The sequence below is a fragment of the Anaerobiospirillum succiniciproducens DSM 6400 genome (assembly GCF_000482845.1).
In the GTDB taxonomy this organism is placed as follows: Bacteria; Pseudomonadota; Gammaproteobacteria; order Enterobacterales; family Succinivibrionaceae; genus Anaerobiospirillum; species Anaerobiospirillum succiniciproducens.
This window is the reverse complement of sequence record NZ_AXWV01000069.1, coordinates 1-22585: the sequence shown is the minus strand read 5'-3', so window position 1 is coordinate 22585 and position 22585 is coordinate 1. Positions and strand designations below refer to the sequence as shown.

Annotated in this window: 14 protein-coding genes; 2 read left to right on the top strand and 12 right to left on the bottom strand. The window is 42.4% G+C overall.

Annotated elements, in window-relative coordinates; translation table 11 throughout:
- Positions 1-357: 357 nt before the first annotated feature.
- The 12 genes from tilS to rseP form a co-directional block, all read right to left on the bottom strand.
- Entirely contained in the window at positions 358-2139 is a 1782-nt protein-coding gene (gene tilS, locus H524_RS0109365) for a tRNA lysidine(34) synthetase TilS (RefSeq protein WP_027940037.1), read from the bottom strand.
- A 254-nt stretch (positions 2140-2393) separates the two neighbouring features.
- Positions 2394-3437: a flagellin N-terminal helical domain-containing protein gene (locus H524_RS17875; RefSeq protein ID WP_027940036.1), complete on the bottom strand. Its 1044-nt coding sequence runs from the start codon at positions 3435-3437 to the stop codon at positions 2394-2396.
- A gap of 13 nt (positions 3438-3450) precedes the next feature.
- Complete coding sequence (locus H524_RS0109355; RefSeq protein WP_027940035.1) at positions 3451-4368, bottom strand: flagellin N-terminal helical domain-containing protein; 918 nt, start codon at positions 4366-4368, stop codon at positions 3451-3453.
- Positions 4369-5138: 770 nt separating this feature from the next.
- Complete coding sequence (accA, locus tag H524_RS0109350) at positions 5139-6095, bottom strand: acetyl-CoA carboxylase carboxyl transferase subunit alpha (RefSeq protein WP_027940034.1); 957 nt, start codon at positions 6093-6095, stop codon at positions 5139-5141.
- Between the two features lie 647 nt (positions 6096-6742).
- Positions 6743-7375, bottom strand: a complete 633-nt coding sequence (gene rnhB, locus H524_RS0109340) for a ribonuclease HII (RefSeq protein ID WP_027940033.1) — start codon at positions 7373-7375, stop codon at positions 6743-6745.
- Positions 7376-7987: 612 nt separating this feature from the next.
- On the bottom strand, positions 7988-9835 hold the full coding sequence (lpxB, locus tag H524_RS16660; protein ID WP_052339021.1) for a lipid-A-disaccharide synthase: 1848 nt from the start codon (positions 9833-9835) through the stop codon (positions 7988-7990).
- 238 nt (positions 9836-10073) lie between these two features.
- Positions 10074-10943 (bottom strand): acyl-ACP--UDP-N-acetylglucosamine O-acyltransferase, encoded by an 870-nt coding sequence (gene lpxA / locus H524_RS0109330; protein WP_084281736.1) that lies wholly within the window; start codon positions 10941-10943, stop codon positions 10074-10076.
- A gap of 705 nt (positions 10944-11648) precedes the next feature.
- Positions 11649-12122: a 3-hydroxyacyl-ACP dehydratase FabZ gene (gene fabZ, locus H524_RS0109325; protein WP_027940031.1), complete on the bottom strand. Its 474-nt coding sequence runs from the start codon at positions 12120-12122 to the stop codon at positions 11649-11651.
- Between the two features lie 879 nt (positions 12123-13001).
- Positions 13002-14039: a UDP-3-O-(3-hydroxymyristoyl)glucosamine N-acyltransferase gene (gene lpxD / locus H524_RS0109320; protein ID WP_027940030.1), complete on the bottom strand. Its 1038-nt coding sequence runs from the start codon at positions 14037-14039 to the stop codon at positions 13002-13004.
- 171 nt (positions 14040-14210) lie between these two features.
- Positions 14211-14741 (bottom strand): OmpH/Skp family outer membrane protein, encoded by a 531-nt coding sequence (locus H524_RS0109315; protein ID WP_027940029.1) that lies wholly within the window; start codon positions 14739-14741, stop codon positions 14211-14213.
- Between the two features lie 598 nt (positions 14742-15339).
- Positions 15340-17811, bottom strand: a complete 2472-nt coding sequence (gene bamA, locus H524_RS0109310) for an outer membrane protein assembly factor BamA (protein WP_052339020.1) — start codon at positions 17809-17811, stop codon at positions 15340-15342.
- 378 nt (positions 17812-18189) lie between these two features.
- Complete coding sequence (gene rseP / locus H524_RS0109305) at positions 18190-19725, bottom strand: RIP metalloprotease RseP (RefSeq protein ID WP_027940027.1); 1536 nt, start codon at positions 19723-19725, stop codon at positions 18190-18192.
- 524 nt (positions 19726-20249) lie between these two features.
- On the opposite strand from rseP, the gene H524_RS16655 reads away from it, so the two are divergent.
- Positions 20250-21980, top strand: coding sequence for a hypothetical protein (locus H524_RS16655; RefSeq protein WP_027940026.1), 1731 nt, complete (start codon positions 20250-20252; stop codon positions 21978-21980).
- Positions 21981-22080: 100 nt separating this feature from the next.
- The gene (locus H524_RS0109295) at positions 22081-22314 is read left to right on the top strand and encodes a hypothetical protein (RefSeq protein ID WP_027940025.1); all 234 of its coding nucleotides are present in this window, start codon (positions 22081-22083) and stop codon (positions 22312-22314) included.
- Positions 22315-22585 lie beyond the last annotated feature (271 nt).

The window sequence follows — 22585 nt, the reverse complement described above, 5'->3', positions numbered from 1 at the left end:
AAAGTTTAATAAATTTTGGAACTTTTAGAGTTTTTAGCACTCTATATATACAAGCAAGGTTAAGAACAACGCATATTGTGTTCGCCTAAAACAGAATTCTACTATCCCAGTTAAAAGACGGCCTGACTAGGCAGATCTAGTCAGGCCATCTTTATATTTGGCGATCTCAAAATCCCATCTGTACTAGCTATCTAAGATCTTATCTTAGGAGTCTGCAAAAGCTATCTAAGATCTTATCTTAGGAATCTGCAAAGCCTCCCAAGATCTCTCATAATAGTCTGCAAAAGCTATCTAAGATCTTATCTTAGGAATCTACAAAGCCTCCCAAGATCTCTCATAATAGTCTGCAGACGCAACCTAAGCTTTTCTCTTAATTGTGAGGCTAAGCTTACGTGAAACCATATTTGAACACTGCTCCGATCTTAATGAATGATCCAACAAGCACACCGTTCCTAGCGCTAACTTATTGCCCTTGCCATCAACCACGATTGGCTGACGCACACGCTGCCACGGAGCAACGCCTTGCTCAATGAAGATCTTCTTTACCTCTCTAGAATGAGATCTTTTAACCGGCTTTAGCTTGAGTGATCCTGTATAGCTAAAGTCTAGAAAAACTCCATCCCCTGGAACATCAAGATCAATACGCCCAACTACATCACAATCAAAATCATTATCCAACTGCTCATGCAAGGCATATTCATAAGAACCCAGAGTAAGTGCTGATCCAATATCCAATCTATAGCCACAGCCATCTAAAAACGCCAGCGATGAGGGACGCTTCTTTAATGAATCTTCTAAAGGATCGCACTCATAAACATAAAGCTTCTGAGCAAAAGTTGAGATCATAAGATCATGACCAAAAAGGCCACATGCATTGAGCTTAACTAGGCCGTTACTGTCATTTGGCCGCGACATCAACTCTAAGCACTGCTCAATGATATTTAGCTCAACAGAGATCTTGAGATACTTATTGAAAAATGCCCTTAAGAGCATGGTACTTAAGTTACGATCAGTCAGATCTAGCTTGCTATAGTCAAAGCAATAATGCGGATAATCATCTACTTGCTTAAGATAAGTGGAGATCTGACTTTCAATAAAGCGTTCTGCTAAGTCATGCTCTGCTGCGCATAAAGCTTGAGATCTCAAGATTGCCTTATCCACGCCAGCAAAACGAGATCGCATAAGAGGCAATACTTTTAAACGCATAAAGTTTCGTTCAAACTTTAAATAGCTATTAGAAAGATCGTAGACGTAAGGTATGGATGAAGATACCAAGATCTGCTCAACCTCAACTTTATGCAGCATCAGCAAAGGTCTGATAATTAAGCCACGATCATCCTCGCGTATAAAGCCCATACCCCCAAGACCTTGTGGGCCAGAGCCGCGCTTTAATGCAAGAAGGAAACATTCAGTTTGATCATCTGCTTGATGTCCAAAGACTAAAGCATCATGCTCACTTGATGCCTCACTAATGAGCTCACGATAACGCTCATTACGCGATACTTCCTCAGGCGATACGCCATTGCCATACACGATATTAAGCACAGGCGTCTTAAGTTCTACGCCTAACTTCTGACAAACATCAATGTTGTTACTGAGCCAAATGTCATCATCAGGATCTAATCTATGAATACAGTGCACTGCAGTAACTGCATAGCCATAGCGATCGCGTAGCGCACAAGAAAGCACTAATGCTAAAGTTGAATCAGCACCTCCTGACATGCCAGTAACGAGACGCTTAATTAGCCCTTTACGCTCTACTCCAGCACTACAAGCTAAACTACAAGCTAAGTTGCTCCCATCCGAAGACTCATCAGCAACACCGACTCTCTTACCATAAGCATTATGGTGCAGCAACTGCGCGTGAGTAAGCTCTGCAAGGGCAGAGATGCATTCTAAGGCGCATCTATCAACCTCAGGAACACCACGTATAGGCTTAATTGCGGCAATTCCACTTTCCGCAGCATACATGGCATTTCCTAATATTCGATAAGAAGCTACCTTACTTGGGTCAGATGAGTCATTTAGCTTGTTTACTATCTGTTTACGCTGCATCGTGCCACGTAAGTTCTGAACAGCCACTTTATAGCGGCATTCAGCATCAACTAGATTTCGTTTTAACTCATCCATTGCCATCATCAAACCTACCTTAGCGCATCAGCCTTACTTTGTGGCAGATATGATAATACGATCTAACCCAGATCCCATGCATATTGGAAATTTAAGTGACAACTCAGATAAATATCGCATCCAAACGAATATCACCTGCAATCTAGAACACTCATACAGGCCCCAAAAACACAAAGGCCGCCAAAAGTTAGTATTTCCAACCTTTGACGGCCTCATTTAGCTTATAAAACTAAGCTAAAGGGATACATTCAAGTGAGCAGCACTTAGCCAAGTAAGCTTAAGCCCAGCTGAGGACGGGTGTTAGCCTGCATCAGCATAGAAGCAGCTGCCTGCTGAATGATGGACTGCTGGGATAGATTTGCAGATTCTTCAGCAAAGTCTGCATCACGGATACGTGAGCGTGCATCAGCTTCATTAGCAGCAACGTTAGACTGGTTGCGGATAGATGACTCAAGACGATTTTGCAAAGCGCCAAGGTCGGCACGCATGCCATCAACCTTTGCGATTGCCTGATCCATAAGGTTAATGACGTCGCCAATATCCTTATTAGCACCCTGACCACCGCCAGCGCCATTAAACTTAATCTTTGTCAGATCAATCGATACTTGTCCCTTGTTATCTACAGTGAAGAACTTGCCATTACCAACAAGATCTCCATCTGTTGCGATCTTGGAAAAATAAACCGAGTCGACCTTAAAAGTAATGGTGTCGCCTTTGTTGGAACCAACTTGTAGCGTGAGGGCACCGGTGCCACCAGCAACAGCGTTTTGGCCACCGCCACCACCGCCGCCGCCGCCACCGCCGCCACCACCACCGCCGCCGCCGCCACCGCCGCCGCCACCGCCGCCACCGGCTGCTGGGGTTTCGTAGATAGAGCCATCAATCTTACCATTCAACACAGTTTTACCAGCAAAGGTTGTTTGTGTTGAAATACGGTTGATTTCGGTTGCTAAGGCTGCCATTTCTTTACCCAGAGCTGTTCTATCCTCTGAGGTGTTAGTACCATTTGCTGATTGAACAGCTAAGGTTCTGATCTTTTGAAGCATGCCTGAGATCTCGTCCATGCCTGACTCAATAGTCTGGGCAAGAGCGATACCATCAGATGCGTTACGGTTGCCTTGGTTGAGGCCATTAATCTGGGATGTTAAGCGATCGGCGATCTGCAGTCCAGCAGCGTCATCTTTGGCGCTATTAATACGCATACCGCTTGATAAACGCTGGTAAGTAGTAGTGAGCTGGTTCTGGACGTTGCCTAAGTATCTTTGTCCCTGCAGAGCTGAGTAATTTGTATTTACATATACTGCCATAAGCTAGCTCCTATTAGCCTAAGAGGCTTAAGCCAAGCTGAGGACGAGTGTTAGCCTGCATCAGCATAGAAGCAGCTGCCTGCTGAATGATGGACTGCTGTGACAGGTTTGCAGACTCTTCAGCAAAATCAGCATCACGAATACGTGAACGTGCGTCAGCCTCATTAGCAGCAACGTTAGACTGATTGCGGATAGAGCTCTCAAGTCTGTTCTGGATCGCACCTAAATTGGCACGCTGTGCATCGACATTCGCAATGATACTATCTACTGAACTAATGAGATCTTGGGCCATTGAAGCAGTGGAGAAAAGAATAGCATTACCCTTTGATGCCTCTTTTAGAGTGTCACCGTTTTTTCTAAAGCCGAGACTGAAACCCTTAGCAATTGCTGAAAAAACAAAAGAAGCTACATCAAAAGAAATTGTATCACCCTTATTGGAGCCTACTTGAAGGGTCATTTTGCCGCCTTTTGATGGAGTTTGTGATGTGGTATAGATGGAGTCTGCAGTACCACCTTCTAATACACTCTTACCACCATAAGTAGTCTGCTCAGCAATACGATCCATTTCTGCAACTAATGCAGATGCCTCTTTAGCTAGTGCTGCACGATCTTCAGCAGTGTTAGTACCATTAGATGCCTGAACTGCTAAGGTACGAATCTTCTGCAGCATGCCAGAGATCTCGTCCATACCTGACTCAATAGTCTGGGCAAGTGCGATACCGTCAGATGCATTGCGGTTGCCTTGGTTGAGGCCGTTGATCTGGGATGTTAAGCGATCGGCGATCTGGAGACCTGCAGCGTCGTCTTTGGCGCTATTGATACGAAGGCCTGATGATAAGCGCTGATAGGTAGTGGTTAAAGAATTCTGGACGTTGCCTAAGTATCTTTGGCCTTGAAGAGCGCTGTAGTTTGTATTTACATATACTGCCATGATGGATACTCCACTGTAGCTTGATTAGGCAGTTATGAGAAGAAAACTAACGGTCTTGTGACTAAGTCAAAGTACTTGTTGCATCGCACACATTGCATCAAGATTTTTGAATTTTCTTATCATAACCTACTTATATAATCGCAATTTATATCCTCGTCAGGGTAGCTATATGTCATGATCTGAACATGCTCTTGTTTTGATCTTGAGAGGTATTGTGTTTTAACTTTTACGAGACTCATATACAAGCCGATGGGGCATAATGCCTTACAGCATCAGCTGTGATTTAAATACTGTTTATTAGCCTAAAGTAAACTTGAAACAGTTTCTTAACATACCAATAAATATCAAACAAATTCACATTATTAAACATAAGCACATGTATAAAGATTAGCGTAGATATCGGCTTTTAGTGTAGATTTGAATAGATACAACACCAAGTAAAATCTTGAGAAATTCTGAATACTATCCACTTTAGCCAAATACACGATAGTTATTACAGCTCTACCGAGTTTAGCTAAAAGATTTGACTTGTGTTTATTGGTATAGAGTGGATTATAAGACGCTTAATAGCTTGTGATTTAATGGCTAAAATGCGGTGATTATGAGTTGTGAGCTCGAGTTGATGCAATGTGAGCTGAATGTGATGCGTTGGATGGGATTTTATTGAGTGGAAAACAAAAGCGCCTGAGAGCGGTTAGGCAATCAGGCGCTTAAGCAATGCAGCTATAGACTTATATTTGTGCCTTAGTAAGCTGCTTAGTATTTGTTGATTAGCAGTAGCCAAAGCTCATTAGGCGAGCAAAGCGCTGATTGAGACGATCTACTTCATCTAAGGCAGCAACTTCTTTGATCTCACGGAGTAAGACTGCCTTGAGGTTTTCTGCCATGGTGTCATAGTCACGGTGAGCGCCGCCTAAAGGCTCTGGAACGATCTCATCGATAAGATCTAAGCCCTTAACCTTATCAGCAGTAATGTTCATAGCTTCAGCAGCTAAAGAGGCCTTTTCAGCACTCTTCCACAGAATAGAGGCACAGCCTTCTGGAGAAATTACTGAGTAAGTTGAATACTGCAGCATGTTAACGCGATCGCCAACACCAATAGCTAAAGCGCCACCAGAGCCACCCTCACCGATAACGGTACAGATAACTGGAACCTTAAGATCGCTCATCAAGCGTAAGCTTTCAGCGATAGCACCTGCCTGAGAACGCTCTTCTGCGCCCACACCAGGATATGCACCTGGAGTATCAATGAAAGTAATGATAGGCATGTTAAAACGCTCAGCTAACTTCATAAGACGCATAGCCTTGCGATAGCCTTCTGGACGTGGCATACCGAAGTTACGCATAGTACGCTCTTTGGTGTCACGACCTTTCTGATGACCGATAAGCATTACAGGAATACCATCGATACGAGCCATACCGCCAATGATTGCCTTATCATCAGCAAAGGCACGATCACCAGCAAGCTCTTGGAAGTCGGTGAAGATGCGGCTTACATAGTCCATGGTGTAAGGACGCATTGGATGGCGAGACAGCTGAGAAATCTGCCATGCGCTTAAAGATGAATAGAGCTTCTTAGTGAGCTCAACATTCTTCTTCTGGAGCTGTTCTAACTCTTTGGATAAATCAACGTCATTGCCGACAGTGGTGCTTAATCTCTTAAGCTCCTCAATGTGAGCTAATAAGTCAGCAATCGGCTGTTCAAATTCCAGATAGTTAATGTTCATCAGCAAAAATCAGTGCGCATCTGCAAACAAGGCCATGCTCGTAGCATGTTTTACTTGGTTTATTGCAGTAGCAGCACTATCTCCCTTTAAGCAACAACGAAGTGATTTCTTGCTTAGCGTTGCCAAAGCAACACATCAGAGGAATGCTCCTCTGCTCGAAACCGGTTAAGGCGCTGCCATTAGTTCAAGACTAAATTATTACAGCGTCTTTTAAGGCCATTGGGCTCCAATTGCCTATTTAACGCAGTTGTAAACGATATTACAGCTGCACTTCTACAAACAAAATATTGGATACTTTACTAGAAAACGCTTTGTAAATCCATACAAAGAACATGTAGATCTCGCAAGCGTCGTATACATGCGGCTTTGCGACACAAAATAAGTTCCTAAAACCAGTACTTAAGCAGCATCTTTATTAACAAAAACGCCCGATCAGCTGCACAACATGAGCAAATAAATCTTAATGCTGGCATTTTGAACATGCGATTAGCGGCTTTGCCATTTGGTTATTGGTGATCTTTGGCTCCCGGCGGTCTTTTGATCGTAGAGATCTATTGTTACAGGAGCTCGTTTGATCTTTATGATCTTTTGTTATTGAAGCTCTTTTGATCTTGATGATCTTTTGATCTTTTGAGCTTGATGAGCTTTTAGTATTGAGGGTTAGTTGCCTTTTGCTCAAGAATACGTTTAACCGGGCCAAAGGACATCCTGTAGATATCTAAGAGTGGCAGTTTTTGTAAGATCTCAAGATGCTCTGCTGTTGGATAGCCCTTGTGCTTGGCAAAGTGGTACTGAGGGAAGAGTTTATCGAGCTCATACATATCGGCATCACGAGCAGTCTTAGCAAGGATTGAAGCAGCTGCGATCTCTGGCACCTTCGAGTCACCCTTTACCACGGTTTCACAGACAATGCCCTGTTCTGCTAAGGTCTTAGGAATACGATTGCCATCAATTAAAGCTAAGTTACAGCGCTTCTTCATTGCAATATAGGCACGCCCCATTGCAATGTAAGTAGCGTTAAGGATATTAAACTCGTCAATCTCCTCAGGAGAGGCTCGTCCAATACCCCATGCTATAGCCTTTTCTTTAATTAAGACAGCCAGCTCATCACGAGCTTTTTCTGTGAGCTTCTTAGAGTCATTAAGACCAGGGATCATATTGTTATGATCAAGCACCACACATGCAGCAACCACATCTCCCATAAGCGGACCACGACCGGCTTCATCAACACCACAAATAACGTTAGTCACAGGATCAATTGGGTAATCAAAAGGCGGCATGATAGTAGACTTTTTCTTACGTGTACTCTTAGCCTCTTTGCTAGTCACACTCTCTTTTGCTGTGGTTGTGCCTTTGCGTGATCTCTTTGGTGAAGCAGCTCTCTGTGCTTGCGTATCGTTAATTGCGTTGGCACTATCTGATACCTGCATACTTTGGCTCTCTTTTTTCTCTTGCTGACGCTTTAAAGCTGCAGCAAAACTATTATCAAGATCGCTCTGATCTCCTTCACCTTGGTGTGCAAATAGATCTCCAAGATCTATTGCGTTAGCTTGATCTTGGCCCTGCTCACATGCATCCAAGAGATTGCCTTGTGAGTAATGACTATCAGCTTGAGATTTCTTCTTTGTTCTGGCCATAAACACCTCGAGAGATTGTATGCATTTGCGACACACACTCAGATAATTGGCTTATACCTATTCTACGCCTCAATATGATCCTTGCTTATCTTTGGCACTATCTAGCTGCATTTATGTCTACTTAGACTAGCTATCGCTTTCGTCATGCAAAGATACTTTGAGTTAGATTATTGGATGCTCTGCGTTTTGGGTCGCTAAAAACGCAACAGGCATGTAGATCTTACATGCCTGCTGTAGCGAGAATTTGTTTAGAGCCTAAATGCGATCGTGTTGTAAAGTACGATTAGCATTCTTGTTTTTGCGTGGACTCTTGATGCGAATAGCAATACCAAGATCAGACACTGCAGATTTGGCTGATTCCTTTAAGGTTGGCTTGGCACTAGCAGATGATACGGCCTCATCCTTTTCCTTAGTGCTATCAGTACGCTTGTGAACTGACTCTACAGTAAGATCGTCTTTTACATCAGCTGCATCAGGCTTTGCAGGAGACTTACTCTTGATAGCAGATGCTTCTTTTGAATTGAGCGCCGTATCTGTAGAAGTATTGTTATTTGCTACTGTCTCGTTCTTGAGTGCATCCTTCTTATTTTGAGCTTCCTGAGCTAAACGACGCTTTTTAAAGAAGTCCTTGTAGCTTGAACCGCCCTTTGTTTTTGGCTTTTCTGCAGGAGCTTGAGATGGTTGCTCACTCATTGCCTCACTAGCTACTTTAGTATCCAATGGGGCAGCTTCATTTACCTTTGGTTCAGCTACGTAAGCTTGTTCTTTTGCCTTAGTCTTACGACGCTTATTAGATTTGCTGCTACGCTCGTCTTTAGAGCTACTCTTAGACTCTAAAGCTTTGCCGTTACTTGCTGTAAGCAGTTCACTTTCATTGCTGTTGCTATCGTTCTTTCCTACTGAAGACTCAAGTAAACCACGAGTAAGCTGTTCTTGGCCAATTAGCTTGAAGACAGTACGAGCTGCTAAATCATCAGCATTAGTACGAATAGCACCATGGATAGAGGCAAACTCTTTCTTCATCATTAAGTTATCTGAAGTTAAGAGCTTAATGCACTCATGAGCTAGCTTAATTGGAGTGCAATCCTCCTGAATCATCTCACGGACAATCTCTTTTTTAGCCAGTAAGTTTGGCAGAGAATACATGGAGACTTTCAAGAGACGGCGAGCAATGGCTGCAGTTAACCATGAGACACGGTACGCCACAGTCATTGGGGTCTTAAGCAGCATTGCCTCAAATGCGATAGTTCCGCAGGTAAGCAAACATGCATCAGCAGAGGCGATCACATCACGACCATTGCCAACAAAGACAGTAATAGAAATCTGCGGGGCTTGCTCTAACCATAAATCTTTAATGAGCAAAGCAGTATCACGATCTGCAGCTACAGAGATGAAGGTAAGATCTGGAATCTTCTCGTGTAAGAGCTTAGCAGTACGTGCATAAATTGGCATCATGCGTGAGATAACACCACGACGGGAGCCTGGCAATATAGCTAAGACCTTGCCATCGACAGTATCTACACAATGCTTATATAAGCCGCAACGCTCACGAGCTACATCTTGATCGATGATTAAAGGAATTGAGTTAGCTAGAGTATGACCAACATAAGTACAAGGCATATCATGCTGATCGTAGAAGTCTTTTTCAAAAGGCAGGAGAGCTAATACCTCATCACATGAGGCCTTAATCTTCTCAATGCGCTTTTCTCTCCAAGCCCACACCGATGGACTTACATAGTGGATAGTTTTAATACCGGCTTTCTTAAGCTTACCTTCCACATATAAATTGAAATCTGGCGAATCAATACCGATCATTACGCACGGACGTGCCTTGAGGAGGATATCGGTAATCTTCTTTCTGATTCTTAAGATCGGAATAAGATGAGCTGCGACTTCAAACACACCCATGACTGAAAGTTCTTTCATATCAAAGGCTGATACCATGCCGCACTTGGACATCTTTTCGCCGCCAATACCAATGAATTTGGCTTCAGGATCATAGCGCTTAATAGCCTTCATCAGGCCAGCACCTAATGTGTCTCCAGAAACCTCTCCAGCGATGATGGCGTAAAGGTGCGGGGTGGTAGAAACTTCTTCAGTCATCGAGAAACCTTTACTCAAAGCAAATGTAGTTGTTTGTGCCTCGGTGCTTATGTGAAATGCCAGGATCTAGCTTTTTTTAAGATACTAGCTTATCAGCCGCCACATACAAAATTTAGTGGCATGGCTATTAAGCATTAACTGAAACGACAATCCATTTAGCTATGGCTATGATTAAAAAAAGCAGCTAACTTAAACGTAATCGGCTAGTTACGTACTACTGTAGCTTGCTAGAGTCTGCTTATCTTACGATGCCGCGACCGTTTTCCTTGATGAAATCAAGTAATGGCTGAACTGCACTTTCCTTTTGGGCTAACTCTTCTAACTGTGGAATAGCCTCTTCAATGGTTAAGTGCTTATGGTAGATGATCATGTAAGCTTTCTTAATGGCACTGACAGCACTGTCAGTAAAGCCACGACGAGCTAAACCTACTTTGTTAATACCAAATGGCTTAGCATAGTGACCTGCAGCCATAACATATGGAGGCACGTCCATATTTAAGGCAGCCATACCGGCCACAAAAGCATGTGAGCCTACGCGACCGAACTGGTGAATTGCAGACAATCCACCAAAGATTACGTAATCACCGATGGTTACGTGACCTGCTAAGGTTGCGTTATTTGCAAAGATACAGTGATCACCAATCACACAGTCATGGGCAACGTGTGCGTTGACCATGAAGAGATTGTGAGAACCAATACGAGTCTCATTAATACCCTGAGTGGTACCACGATGCACAGTGCAATGCTCGCGGAAAGTATTGTCATCACCAATAAACAGCTTAGTGTTCTCGCCTAAATACTTAAGATCTTGGCAGTGCTCACCAATAGAGCAGAACTGATAGAAGTGATTGTTTGCACCAATCTCGCTTGGGCCGTGGAATACGCAAAACGGCTCAATTACGCAGCCATCTCCGATAGTGACCTCTCCTTCGATGATGACGTGGTCACGAATGACAACGTTTTCACCAATCTTAACGTTGCCGCGAATGATTGCGCTTGAAGCAATAGTAGCTGATGAAGCAATCTGAGGCTCACCAGGAAAATCAAAGCTTAATGGGAATGCTTTGCAACCTGTTAACTCAGCCTTTGGTGCGCTTTCGTTTGCCATGTTGTCACCCTCAGGAAAAGAAAATTGTTTTGCTCAGGCACGATCAACCAGACACACAATAAGCCTTGAGCTTATAGACCTGCCACTTTGTGAGCAAATTAAAAACGGACTGCGTTATACGGTATAGCAGAACATGTAAAGAGCATCATCAGTTGCACTTTCTGATGGATAGCATGATTTAGTATGTCATTCATTGCATAGCTTAAACATAGCAAAACAATGAATTACACCCTAAAGATCACAAGATCATCACTTGTCTGCCTCAGTGGCAAACAAATTTGACTAAAGTTCTACAAGTTATTTAGCTATAGCAAGTTGCGTGATCTTATGACTATGGTAGTTTTACAAGGCCTTTTAGCTATACGCATTTATCGAGCATGCGCTGAGAGTGCTTTGATGCTTAAGACTTAACAAACTTAAGCTACCCTGCACATCTCATAGCTATATGAGCCTATGTGCTTTGATGAGTCTACACAACAAGATACTCAAGCACTATGAGCAATTTCTGCTTATAAAGCTTACTCGCGATCTTAGGCACGCTTGCACATGATAATCGTAAGCTTAGGCTTAAGTATGTGCAAGTTAGCTACGAGGACATACCATCATATGTTGCTTGGAGAGCTTAGTTTTTTTGTAAGTACTAAGCTACCTGCAGCTACATTATTAGGCGCGAGGTACCGTATAAAAGTGTTGAAAAGGCTTAAATTAGCTCTTAACCTTTGCACACATTAAATCAGCAGAACAGACGACTTCACCGTCTACAGTGGCTACACCCTTGAATGATGCGATGCCACGACGCTCCTTTAAGAACTCAACATCAATAATGAGCTGATCACCTGGTACTACAGGGCGACGGAAACGTGCATTGTCTACAGAGGCAAAGTAGTAGAGCTCACCTGGCTCTGGCTTACCAACCATGGTGAAAGCGAGAACGCCAGTGGCCTGTGCCATAGCTTCTAAAATAAGAACGCCAGGGAAAATTGGCTTGCCCGGGAAGTGGCCAGTGAAGTTTGGCTCATTGAAAGTTACGTTCTTAACTGCCTTTAAGGTCTTGTGCTCCTCAGTAATGGAGTAATCTAAAACCTTATCGATCATTAAGAAAGGATAACGATGTGGCAGAAGCTCCATGATCTGTTCGACGTTGAGGGTCTTCTTTTCGTTGTTCTCGTTAGAAGTCACTTGTATCCACCTTGATAATTGGAAAAGCTACAGCCTGTTGGCACTGGACATTCACTTCAAACACCATATCTTTATTTAAGATATATGTTGCAATACCCACTGCCAACAAGCTGCTAATTAAGCAGAGTAATAAGCATTACACCCAAGATAAGGGCAGCCTCTATGTGTGAGGCATTTATTGCTCGTGAATTATTTCCGCCAAATCTTACGATTACGGCGTGAACTTCATGGCGTAGCTAACGTGAGCTTGTAGAACCCAAATTAATCTCGCCAAATCTCATACGGTTAACAAGTTACCCGTATCGGCTGAAACACGCAGCCGCTATCAAATAGCTCCTTTAAAGAAGCATTTTTGAATGCTCTTAAAATTACAATCCCACATTATACGTTCTAATGATGAGATTCTTTGCATAAAGCTACTAATTTTGTAAGGTAAGTGCTGATTTCAGCCCATGCATTGTATAAGGAAACTCTGATTTTTTTAAGCTTTTGATAATAATTCAACTGCGAAACACAGCATATTGCACTCGATATTTTACACAAAATATCAATTACCGCAGATCTTAAGATGCAATCAGCAAGCGCTCTGCTAGCTAAAAGTTATGTCTCTTTATACTTAGACACACACCCCTTGCGCCTATATCGTAGCCTAGGCAAGATGCAACTAGAAGCTCAGCTAGCCTTAAGATGTCTTACAAGCTCATGAGAGATTAAATATGAGCTGTTTGACAGTTTATCAAACAATGCATCCGTGACTTAGACATGGAGCACAGTATATATGGTCAAAGGATGAGCTTTGACCATGAATATGCTATGCGCGGATCTTTGCAGCGTGTAAGGACGTGCGATGTAAAAGCGCAGCTTAATTTGTATTCTTGATTAGTCGTCTTGCTTATCAGACTTTAGTTCTTTGACCTGCTTTTCAAGATCCATAAGGCGACGATACATATCGTTAATATGTAAGACGCGTGAAGCAGTTTTACGCCACTCGGCATTAGTCTGAGCAGGAATACCTGAAGAGTATACAGACTTTGGCTCTTTAATAGAGCGCATCACCATGCACATACCAGAGATGGTAACTTGATCAGCAATAGTAATATGGCCGTTAAATACCGAAGTACCACCAATTATGCAGTACTTACCAATAGTAACTGAGCCTGCGAAGGTAGTGCCGCCAGCAACTGCAGTACCAAAGCCAATCTTAACGTTATGAGCAATCTGACAGAGATTGTCGATGATGCAGTTACCCTCAATCACGGTGTCATCTAAGGCACCACGATCAATACAAGTATTAGCACCAATCTCAGTGTAATCACCGATCAGCACACGGCCAGTCTGAGGAATCTTAACCCACTTGCCTTTATCGTTAGCATAGCCAAAGCCATCAGAGCCAATGACAGTACCTGACTGAATTAAGCAGTACTTACCAATAACGCAATCATGATAGAGGCTGACTAAAGGATAGAGCTTGGTTCCCTCTCCAATTTGAGCATTTGGTCCGATAACACAGTTTGCGCCAATCTGTACATTATCACCAATCACTGCACCGCTTTCGATAACTACGTGAGCACCTAAGCTTACGTTGTTACCAAGTTTTGCACCCTCAGCGACATAGGCAGTTGGATGAATTCCACAAGCAATAGCTGGAGTGGTATCAAGCATTTGTGAGACTAATGCAAAAGCAAGATAAGGATCTGCTGTAACAATGGCGCAGCCTTTTACATGATCTTTAAACTCAGGCTTGATCATGATGCAAGATGCTTGAGAGTCATCTAATACATCACGGTACTTAATGTCGGACAGGAAACTGATTTCACCTGCCTTGGCTGTCTTTAAGTTAGCAACTCTAACGATATCAATATCGCCGTCTCCGATTACCTCGGCATTGAGCTTGGCAGCTATGTCTTTTACTAACATTGCACTCTACCTTTTCACTGTTCCGACAAAAATTGCGCCCAGCGTCGTAGCCTCATGTTAGGCTCGTACGTGGGCGCTCCTCATAAATTCATCTTCTAAGCATTATAAGCTCACATTATTGGGAATATTTCATGAGCCTATAATCTAAAGTAACTTAGCTATGAGTCTAAATTACTTCTTGCCCTTAGCAGCAGAAACACGCTTGATAACATCTGAAGAGATGTCTAAAGCACTGATGGTGTAAGCAATAGCCTCACCACGTAAAACGAGGTCAATACCACGCTCAGCAGCAATTGAGTCGATAGCCTTCTGTACAGCAACGGCTAACTTACGGTTCTCTTCTTGAACGCGCTTTTGCTGATCTTCTTGCAGTGCACGAGCCTTTAACTGGAAGTCAGCCTGAAGCTGAGCAATCTCACGCTGCTTAGCGGTAAGTTCGTTGCCCTTGTACTTGCCAGAGTTAATGTCCTGACCTAACTTAGCGCCCTTCTCTTGCATCTTCTGCAGCTCTTGCTCACGAGAAGAGAATTCCTTGTTTAAACGCTTCTCAACCTCTTTAGCCTGAGGAATCTCATTCATGATGAGAGGTAAGTTAATTACTGCAACAGTAGGGGTCTTAGCAGCCTCAGCAGCTACAGCTGGACCAACAGCACCTAATAAAGCAACACTTAAGGCAGAGGCTAATAAAGCTTTCTTGAACATTTAGAATACTCCTGAAACCGTTATTTGGCGGTATTGATGCACCGACAGTCCATCTTTAGTAAGCCTTAGAGTACTGCCCGAGCAAAAGCAAGGAAAAATATGTTGGTTTGATGATACTACATTAACTGCAGTAGCTTAATCACTTACATCCATGTAGCTACAGTATAGGTCACTAAAATTAGGCTTGTCTTATAAAACTAGCTTATTTTCTTAAGAGCTGTGACTATTTAACAGACAATAAGCTGTAAGCATGTACGGATGAAAAGCAAAATCTTTTGGACAACGCTATTGCACTACGTTGTTATAGTAGGCCATACACTTGTGCATGTGCCTAGAAGGCCATACGCATGCTGCTTGAGCCTAGAAGGACTTATACGTATTACATATGGCTAGGAGGCTCTCAGACTTTGCCAAAGAGCCTGCTTTAGGCCTGTACAAGTTTTTTTTGCTCAGGCCTAGAGCTATATTTGAGCTTGGATATAGCTATCATTATTTGCACAATAAGACGCAATATACTTTTAAGCCCCACTACAAGACGGGGATTGCATGCAAGTTTAACTATGCCATCCCACGCCTTGTTGGTCTTATCTAAGAGATCTTAGAAACGACCACCGATGTCGAAGCTGAAGAACTCATCATCGTCACCATCTTGCTTAACAATTGGCTTAGACAGTGAGAATGACAGAGGGCCAACAGGTGACATCCAGGTTAAAGATACACCAGCTGATGCTGAGTAGTTATTTGGGCTAGAGTAGTCAGGGGCATTCTTATAGCCTGCTGTGTACTCATTCGAGTTAGTATCCCACAGAGCACCGGCATCAACAAAGACGGCGGTACGAACCTGTGAACGATAAGCCTCAGCCACAAATGGAGTTGGGAAGATAATCTCAGCTGATGCAGCCCACAGAGCGTTACCACCTAAATTATCATCATCATCAATGGTCAGAGTATCCTTCGAGCTGTGGTACAGAGCACGTGGACCAACACTATTACGCTTGAAGCCACGTAACCACTGATCACCACCTAAGTAGAAGTTATCGAAGAATGGTAACTTCTGCTTTAAGCCATCTACATTACCGTAACCATCACCATAAGCTACACGACCACGGATAGAGAACACGAAGCTGTGCTCGTCATTGAGTGGGAAGTAATGGAAGGTCTGAGCATCAAGCTTGTAGTACTGTAAGTCTGAGATGCTTGGCAGAGTAGTAAATAAGCTTAAATTCTGACGAGAACCGGAAGTTGGGAAGACGGTACGGTCTAAGTTATTACGGTTCAGGTTAATAGCAAAGGTGAAGTTTAAGAACTCATTATTAAGATTACCCTCACCATATGTTCTCCAGAAGTCGATAGCCTGTAAGAAGAACTTATTGGAGGTGATGTCCATCTGCTGAACACCAGCGGTATAAGTGATGTAGAGGTTATCGGACAGGGCATAACCAGTAGAAATATCTAAACCGATTTGCTCATTGTCATAAGAAACAACGTCTGCATCATCACCATGGAATGAGTCAAAGTAAACTCTGGCACCTAAAGAGATTTGATCGATGAGGAAGTATGGATCGGTATAACCAACTTCAATGTGCTCACGGAAGTCATTTTGGTAGGCTGAAATGTTAGCACGGGTACCCCAACCAAATACGTTGTTCTGGGAAATACCGGCCTGAATCATAAAGCCTGAGGAAGTACCGTAACCAATACCACCTTGAATAGAGCCAGTTGGCTGCTCTTTAACTACAGTCTCTAAGCTAACAGTGTCAGTTGCTACACCATTACGCTTAGTGTTGATATCTGCAGTCTCGAAGAAACCAGTTCTATTTAAACGACGCTTGGACTGCTCAACAGCTTCGTTAGAGAGCCAAGTGTTGTCCATCTGATTTAACTCACGACGGATAACAGTGTCGTCTGTAGAGACGTTACCCTTAATATTTACCTGAGTTACATAGATGCGCTCACCTGGATCAACCATGAAGTTGAGGTTTACGACCTTGTTGTCCTCATCGTACTCAGGGATAGCAACTACCTTGGAGTTGGCATAGCCATACTTACCTAAGAAGTTAGTTAAAACCTTCTCAGTATTAGTTACTTCACGAGCAGAATAAACAGCGCCCTTCTCTAAAGTAATCAGCTCTTTAAGCTGTGGACCATACTTTAAGACGTCGCCTTGTAAGGTGTAGTTACCGATAGTGTACTGATCGCCTTCGGTCACAGCTACAGAGAGGTATAAGCTCTTCTTATCTGGAGTTACAGATACTTGAGTGGAGTCTACGTTAAAACGTACATAACCACGATCCATGTAGTAAGAGCGCAGCTTCTCAAGATCGCCAGTGAACTTCTGAGTCTCGTAGCGAGAGTTGGCCATAACATTCCACCAAGGAACATCATCGCGCAGCTCCATCTGGGCTAATAACTCATCTTCAGTAAATGCCTTGTTACCGACGATGTTGATCTGATCGATAGCTGCTGCCTTACCCTCATAAAACTCGAGCTTAATGTCCACACGATTACGTGGCAGGTAAGTTAAAACAGGCTTAACCTCAGCAGTGTACATACCTGCTGAGTGATAGAAATCAACTAAGCTTTGCTCAATCTGGCTTAAGGTCTGGATATTGATTGGTTCACCAGCGCGTAAGCCCTGCTGCTCAACTACATTTCTCAGAGCTTCTTCTTGAATCTGTTCATTACCAGCAAAGGTAATAGCACCAATGGTTGGCAGCTCTTGAACATTAACAACTAAAGTATTGCCATCAAGACCTAAAGAAACATCTGAGAAGTTACCAGTAGCATATAAACGCTTTAAAGACTGAGCAACATTGTCGGAGGTTAATACGTCGCCTTGGCGAATAGGCATAGCCAGCAGCACAGCACCAAGACTTACACGGTTAAGACCACGAACGCGAATATCCTGTACGGTGACACCGTTTACAGCTTTAACGTTGTCACTAACCATGGAGCCAGTATTAAGGGCAGTCTGAGGGGCGGCTGATGAGCTAGAGGCCATAACAGCCAATACGCCCACTGCAAGTCCGCTTAAAAGAGTGCTTTTAAAGTGCTTGTTATCTGTTGACATCTTCAATCCAGAGTTAAAAAGAGTTGAGGTAACCGCAGCTAATTATACGACCGCTTCATTATCCTTATCATAGGAAAATGAGCTATTTGCCAAAACTTATTCTAAAGCCAATCACTGAACTTCATGGCCAAGGGATGGATTTAACAAAAGTTAAACATTTACCTTTCTTGGCAGACTTTTCCAATAAGTAAAGGCTGCAAAAGCTCGTCACTTCTATTCAGGATATTTATAACAGTCAGTGCTACCTGAGTAAAAACTACAGGCACTGCGCGACCTTAAAGGCCTGTGCTTTAGTGTCAACTAAGGTATAAACCTCATTTAACAGCAGTGAAGCTTCGTCTACACAAGACCGATCATCGCTAAATCCGCTATTGTACCCTAAAGAAAGGCGATGTCATTAAAAATTGCTAAGAATGTAAATCCAAGCAGTAGACATAAGCCTAAATAGAGCAGTGAGTTTTGCATGGCAGGGTTAAGCTTTTTGCCTACAACCTTTTCATAGGCTAGGAAAATAAGCTGTCCGCCATCTAATATTGGAATTGGCAGTAAGTTCAAGATACCTAAGTTTACCGATAACATGGCTAAGAACTGCAAAAAGTAAGTTAAGCCAGATTCAGCTGATTCGCCCGCTCCTTGAGCAATAGCAATTGGGCCTGAAATATTATCGGCGTTGATATGACCTGTAATTAACTTGTTTAAAGTCGTGAAAATAAAAGTAGAGAACTTCAAAGTCTCACGATATGCATGAACCATAGCCTCCACAGGACCATAGCTAAAGGTACTGTAAAGCTCAGGAATTGGCTCAACCTCTACGCCAATGCCGAAAAATGGGCTAGGCTCTTTTTGACCCTTACGCTCCATCTTGCTTGGAATAACGTTAAAGGTAATCTCTTGGCCGTTTCTTAAAACAGTAATATCCGTACCGTCAAAGCCTGAGTTACGCAGCGCACGACTTACGGCATACCACGTATCACAAGGAACACCATTCACAGCCAAGACGATATCGCCATCTTTAAGACCAGCCTTAGCTGCAGCTGAGTTTTCCTTATCGGCTAAGAAAATCTTGCGCTCAATCTTGCCTACACAATAATTAAGACCAATCTCATCAAAAAATGCAGTGTTACGGCTTAACTCGATACCACTAAGGTCAAGTACTAACTTACGCTCAGGGCCTTTACCTAAGTCTTCTTGTACTGTTACATCTACTTTAGAACCAATACCTGAAATAAGTTCTACTGAGGCATCGCGCCAATTATCAAGGCTTTTACCATCAATACTCTTGATGAAGTCATACTCTTTGAAACCTGACTCGGCAGCAATAGTTCCAGGAATCACTTCGCCAACTACAGACTTAAGACCTGACACACCCATCATGAAGGCAAGCCAGAATAAGACTACAGCAAGCAACATGTTAGACAAAGGGCCTGCAGCAATAATAAAAGCCCTCTGACCTATAGTCTTCTGATCAAAGCTATCATTTAGATCATCATCTTGCTTAGCATAAGAGTCTTTAAGATCTTCTACATTTACATCTTGGGAAGTAACGATATGCGCAAAGTCTGTCTCTATCACGCCATCTTTACTTTGCTCCGTTCCATCTACAGACGCATCTTTATGATCTTTGCTAGTAAAGAATGAACCTTTGCGAGTTGATGAGGTAGAGTCTTGCTCCTCTTCTTTATCGTCGTACTCACCTTTCATCTTCACATATCCGCCTAAAGGCAAAAGACAAATGGCAAACTCAGTACCATTACGCAATATACGTCGGTAGATAACAGGACCAAAACCTAAGGCAAAGCGATAGACCTTCACCTTGCATAAGCGAGCAGCAAAGTAATGACCGCCCTCATGAATGGTCACAAGGATGCCAAGCGCAATACAGAAAAAGAGAAGGTTCCAAACTGCAGAGGTCATTGCCACTCCAAAGAAAAACTGATGGAATTTTGTGGATTGTATGCTACCAAAAAACAGACTCTAACTTAATAAGAAAGTTTCATCATGCCACATAAGAATGCCTTTCACATCCCATAACAAGCATGTTCAACTAACTATTCAAAAGCCTGAATGCAATGTCACACTATAGTGCGTTATCAGTCGATATCAAATCTCTCTAGCATACTGTTATAAAAACGAGACGCTTTACAAACTTTTACAAGTTTAGTTTGACTATAACAATTATTCTTATGTAGTATCTAGGATAGCAAACATGACATCATTACTTGAAAGAAATGCACTTTATGTAACGGTTTCAAAACCAACCAACTTTCAATAATAAGCCATGATTTGCCAGCAGATTTTGCTGCAATGTGAATAGTGTTAACGACCTACCTAACTTACTAGGCTATTGAATAGTTCCAAACACCAATCCTTAGTTACTTAATGTTTAAGCTCTAACACTCTCACATCCGTACATCTTCGCAATTGGTAATGGAGATATTATGTCATCCACTAGCATCGACAAAGTCAGACCTAAAGACTTATACACTGGATCTGTCTACGAGATCATCACTCAACACGGTTCAAGCATTTCAGAAAAAGCGTTTATCTCGCCAAACATTCCTGAAAAGAAGCTCAATGGAGCCATCAAGGGAGGCACAGGTAACACATGTGATGTCGAAGATGTTTACATGATCGTAGACTTAACTCTCTTTGGCAGTGCAACTGATTGTCTTCTCTTTAGCAATGACAGCTTGTACATCAAAGAACTTCTCGAAGACTCTCGTAGACTTCCATACACTTTAATCAAAGAGGCAAGAGAGAAACTCGTTACCAAAAGAGATAAGGACGAGGTTAAGGTCAGTAGATATTTAGAAATTGAATTGAATACTGGCTATGTGCATAGCTTTGATATTTTCCAGCTTGAAATTCTGGAAACAGCCAAGCTTATCAACTCGATCATTAATGCTGTACAGCGCCCTCAAGAAGAAAAAGCTGCTGAAGAAAAAGAGAGTCTCATCAAGCGCATTCCACTTGAAGACATGCCAGAAGAGATTCGTATTGCCTATGTCAAAGCGATCATTTCTCTGTTCATGGATGATGGCCAAATCTCAAGTGCAGAGTTTTGTGAGATCTATGCGTTAATTGCTAGACTCAACCTTCCTACTGATATTAGACAAAAACTTATTTTCTTCAATAACACCAGTGAGTCAGCAGTGGATATAATCAGGGGCGTGTTACCTCAACTTGATGAGGCTGCTAGGGTAGAAATCATCCACTCCCTTGGCAAAGACATGATCTATGTGCTTGGCAAAACCTCAAATCTTACTTGGGATCAAAGCCCAACTATCAGTCGCTATGTTAAAGAGTTCAAGATCTCTCAAGAGCAGATTGAGTTCTACATTGATGCAATTGAATCTGATGAAAAGCTATTCGATGACAACGTTGATGACTCAGGTTTAGAAAACGGCATGCGTGCTGTAATTTCTTCAGCTGCAGGTGTCGGCGTTCCAATTGCAGCTTTGTACTTTTCAGGTTCTGTTGTAGGTCTATCAGCTGCAGGTATTAGCTCTGGTTTAGCAGCACTTGGCTTAGGCGGTCTGTTTGGTCTTTCTGGAATGGTTACTGGCATAGGTGCTCTGTTAGTAATTGGCTATGGTGCTAAGAAAGGCGTTGATATCCTTTCTGGTAAGAGCGATATCGAAAAGCGTAAGAAGAAAGAGTTGATGCTGTATGCTGTATGTAATCAGCTCAACAAGACCATCAACCTTATCATTGAGGACATCAGATTCTTCACCAATCAATACACTGACCTAATGGCTCGCTATGATGCTCAAACTGAAGAGCTTGAGACTGTTTTAGACAAGCTTAATAATCTAATGGCTCGTATTAAGCGTATGTCTGATAGCGGTGCATCCATGGTGCAAAACTCCAACAAAGTTAACTGCTTGGCTATTAAACAGTCTATTCCTCGCCTCTTAGACGAAGAACGCTTAAGTGTTCTGACTCAAGACGCTACTAAGAAGAAACTCTACTCTTTGATCATTCAGTTCTACGAGAAAGGCGAGGATCTTAACTCTTCTGGTGAAGTCATTACTGTTTATAGACTCAAGAATGACCTCGAAACTGAAGAGCTTGAGATGATCCAAAAGGGCCTTGAAGCTTTAGACTACTTCTCTGCATCAAGTATGGCCATGCAAGGTATTTCTAAGCTTAAGAGTTTCTTTAACTAGCACAGCCTTACTCAAGCATACACTAAGCTTTAGTTAAGTCCCTTAGAGGGCCTTTGCGTAGTTTTAAGATGCTCAAATAGACTAAGAATAAGAGCAATACATGTTGATATGTATTGCTCTTTTAGTAGGTATTGATATGGTCTTTGGATTTTTTAAAAAGACAATTAGCGTTCAAAAGAAAGTAGCGCAAGTCGTTACAGCACAACACGATCGCCTGACTAAAACTAAGGGCAACATCGGAACATTGTATAAGCATGGAGCCAAGATCGAAAAGTCTCAAGATATATTTGATGCGCGTTTAGATGATGTTAACAGTGCTGTGATGGGTCACTAAATTTAGACCCTATGTGTCATTTATTTGTTTCAAAATAGCTCAAAAAGTCTTATTTAGCTATTGACTTTTCTTAAAATGAGTTAAGTGATGGTTTTGCGGCTATTTTTATAAAAATTTAAATGACCAATGTTAGTTGTGTGATATGTATAGCTTTTACAACTGTTTTCTATATCAAATAAATGACCCTTGCTATATAGGTCATTTACATACTAGGTTTAATAGAACAATAAATCTTAAATGACCAATGTTAGTTGTGTTATATGTTATCTTT

What these genes read in the sequence shown, in the direction of transcription:
- lpxD (WP_027940030.1), bottom strand. Translation starts at nt 14,039, where the DNA reads ATGTTAGTAAAAGACATAGCTGCCAAGCTCAATGCCGAGGTAATCGGA.
- H524_RS16655 (WP_027940026.1), top strand. Translation starts at nt 20,250, where the DNA reads ATGTCATCCACTAGCATCGACAAAGTCAGACCTAAAGACTTATACACT.
- accA (WP_027940034.1), bottom strand. Translation starts at nt 6,095, where the DNA reads ATGAACATTAACTATCTGGAATTTGAACAGCCGATTGCTGACTTATTA.
- H524_RS17875 (WP_027940036.1), bottom strand. Translation starts at nt 3,437, where the DNA reads ATGGCAGTATATGTAAATACAAATTACTCAGCTCTGCAGGGACAAAGA.
- bamA (WP_052339020.1), bottom strand. Translation starts at nt 17,811, where the DNA reads ATGTCAACAGATAACAAGCACTTTAAAAGCACTCTTTTAAGCGGACTT.
- rnhB (WP_027940033.1), bottom strand. Translation starts at nt 7,375, where the DNA reads ATGCCGCCTTTTGATTACCCAATTGATCCTGTGACTAACGTTATTTGT.
- lpxA (WP_084281736.1), bottom strand. Translation starts at nt 10,943, where the DNA reads ATGGCAAACGAAAGCGCACCAAAGGCTGAGTTAACAGGTTGCAAAGCA.
- lpxB (WP_052339021.1), bottom strand. Translation starts at nt 9,835, where the DNA reads ATGACTGAAGAAGTTTCTACCACCCCGCACCTTTACGCCATCATCGCT.
- H524_RS0109355 (WP_027940035.1), bottom strand. Translation starts at nt 4,368, where the DNA reads ATGGCAGTATATGTAAATACAAACTACAGCGCTCTTCAAGGCCAAAGA.
- tilS (WP_027940037.1), bottom strand. Translation starts at nt 2,139, where the DNA reads ATGATGGCAATGGATGAGTTAAAACGAAATCTAGTTGATGCTGAATGC.
- rseP (WP_027940027.1), bottom strand. Translation starts at nt 19,725, where the DNA reads ATGACCTCTGCAGTTTGGAACCTTCTCTTTTTCTGTATTGCGCTTGGC.
- H524_RS0109315 (WP_027940029.1), bottom strand. Translation starts at nt 14,741, where the DNA reads ATGTTCAAGAAAGCTTTATTAGCCTCTGCCTTAAGTGTTGCTTTATTA.
- H524_RS0109295 (WP_027940025.1), top strand. Translation starts at nt 22,081, where the DNA reads ATGTTGATATGTATTGCTCTTTTAGTAGGTATTGATATGGTCTTTGGA.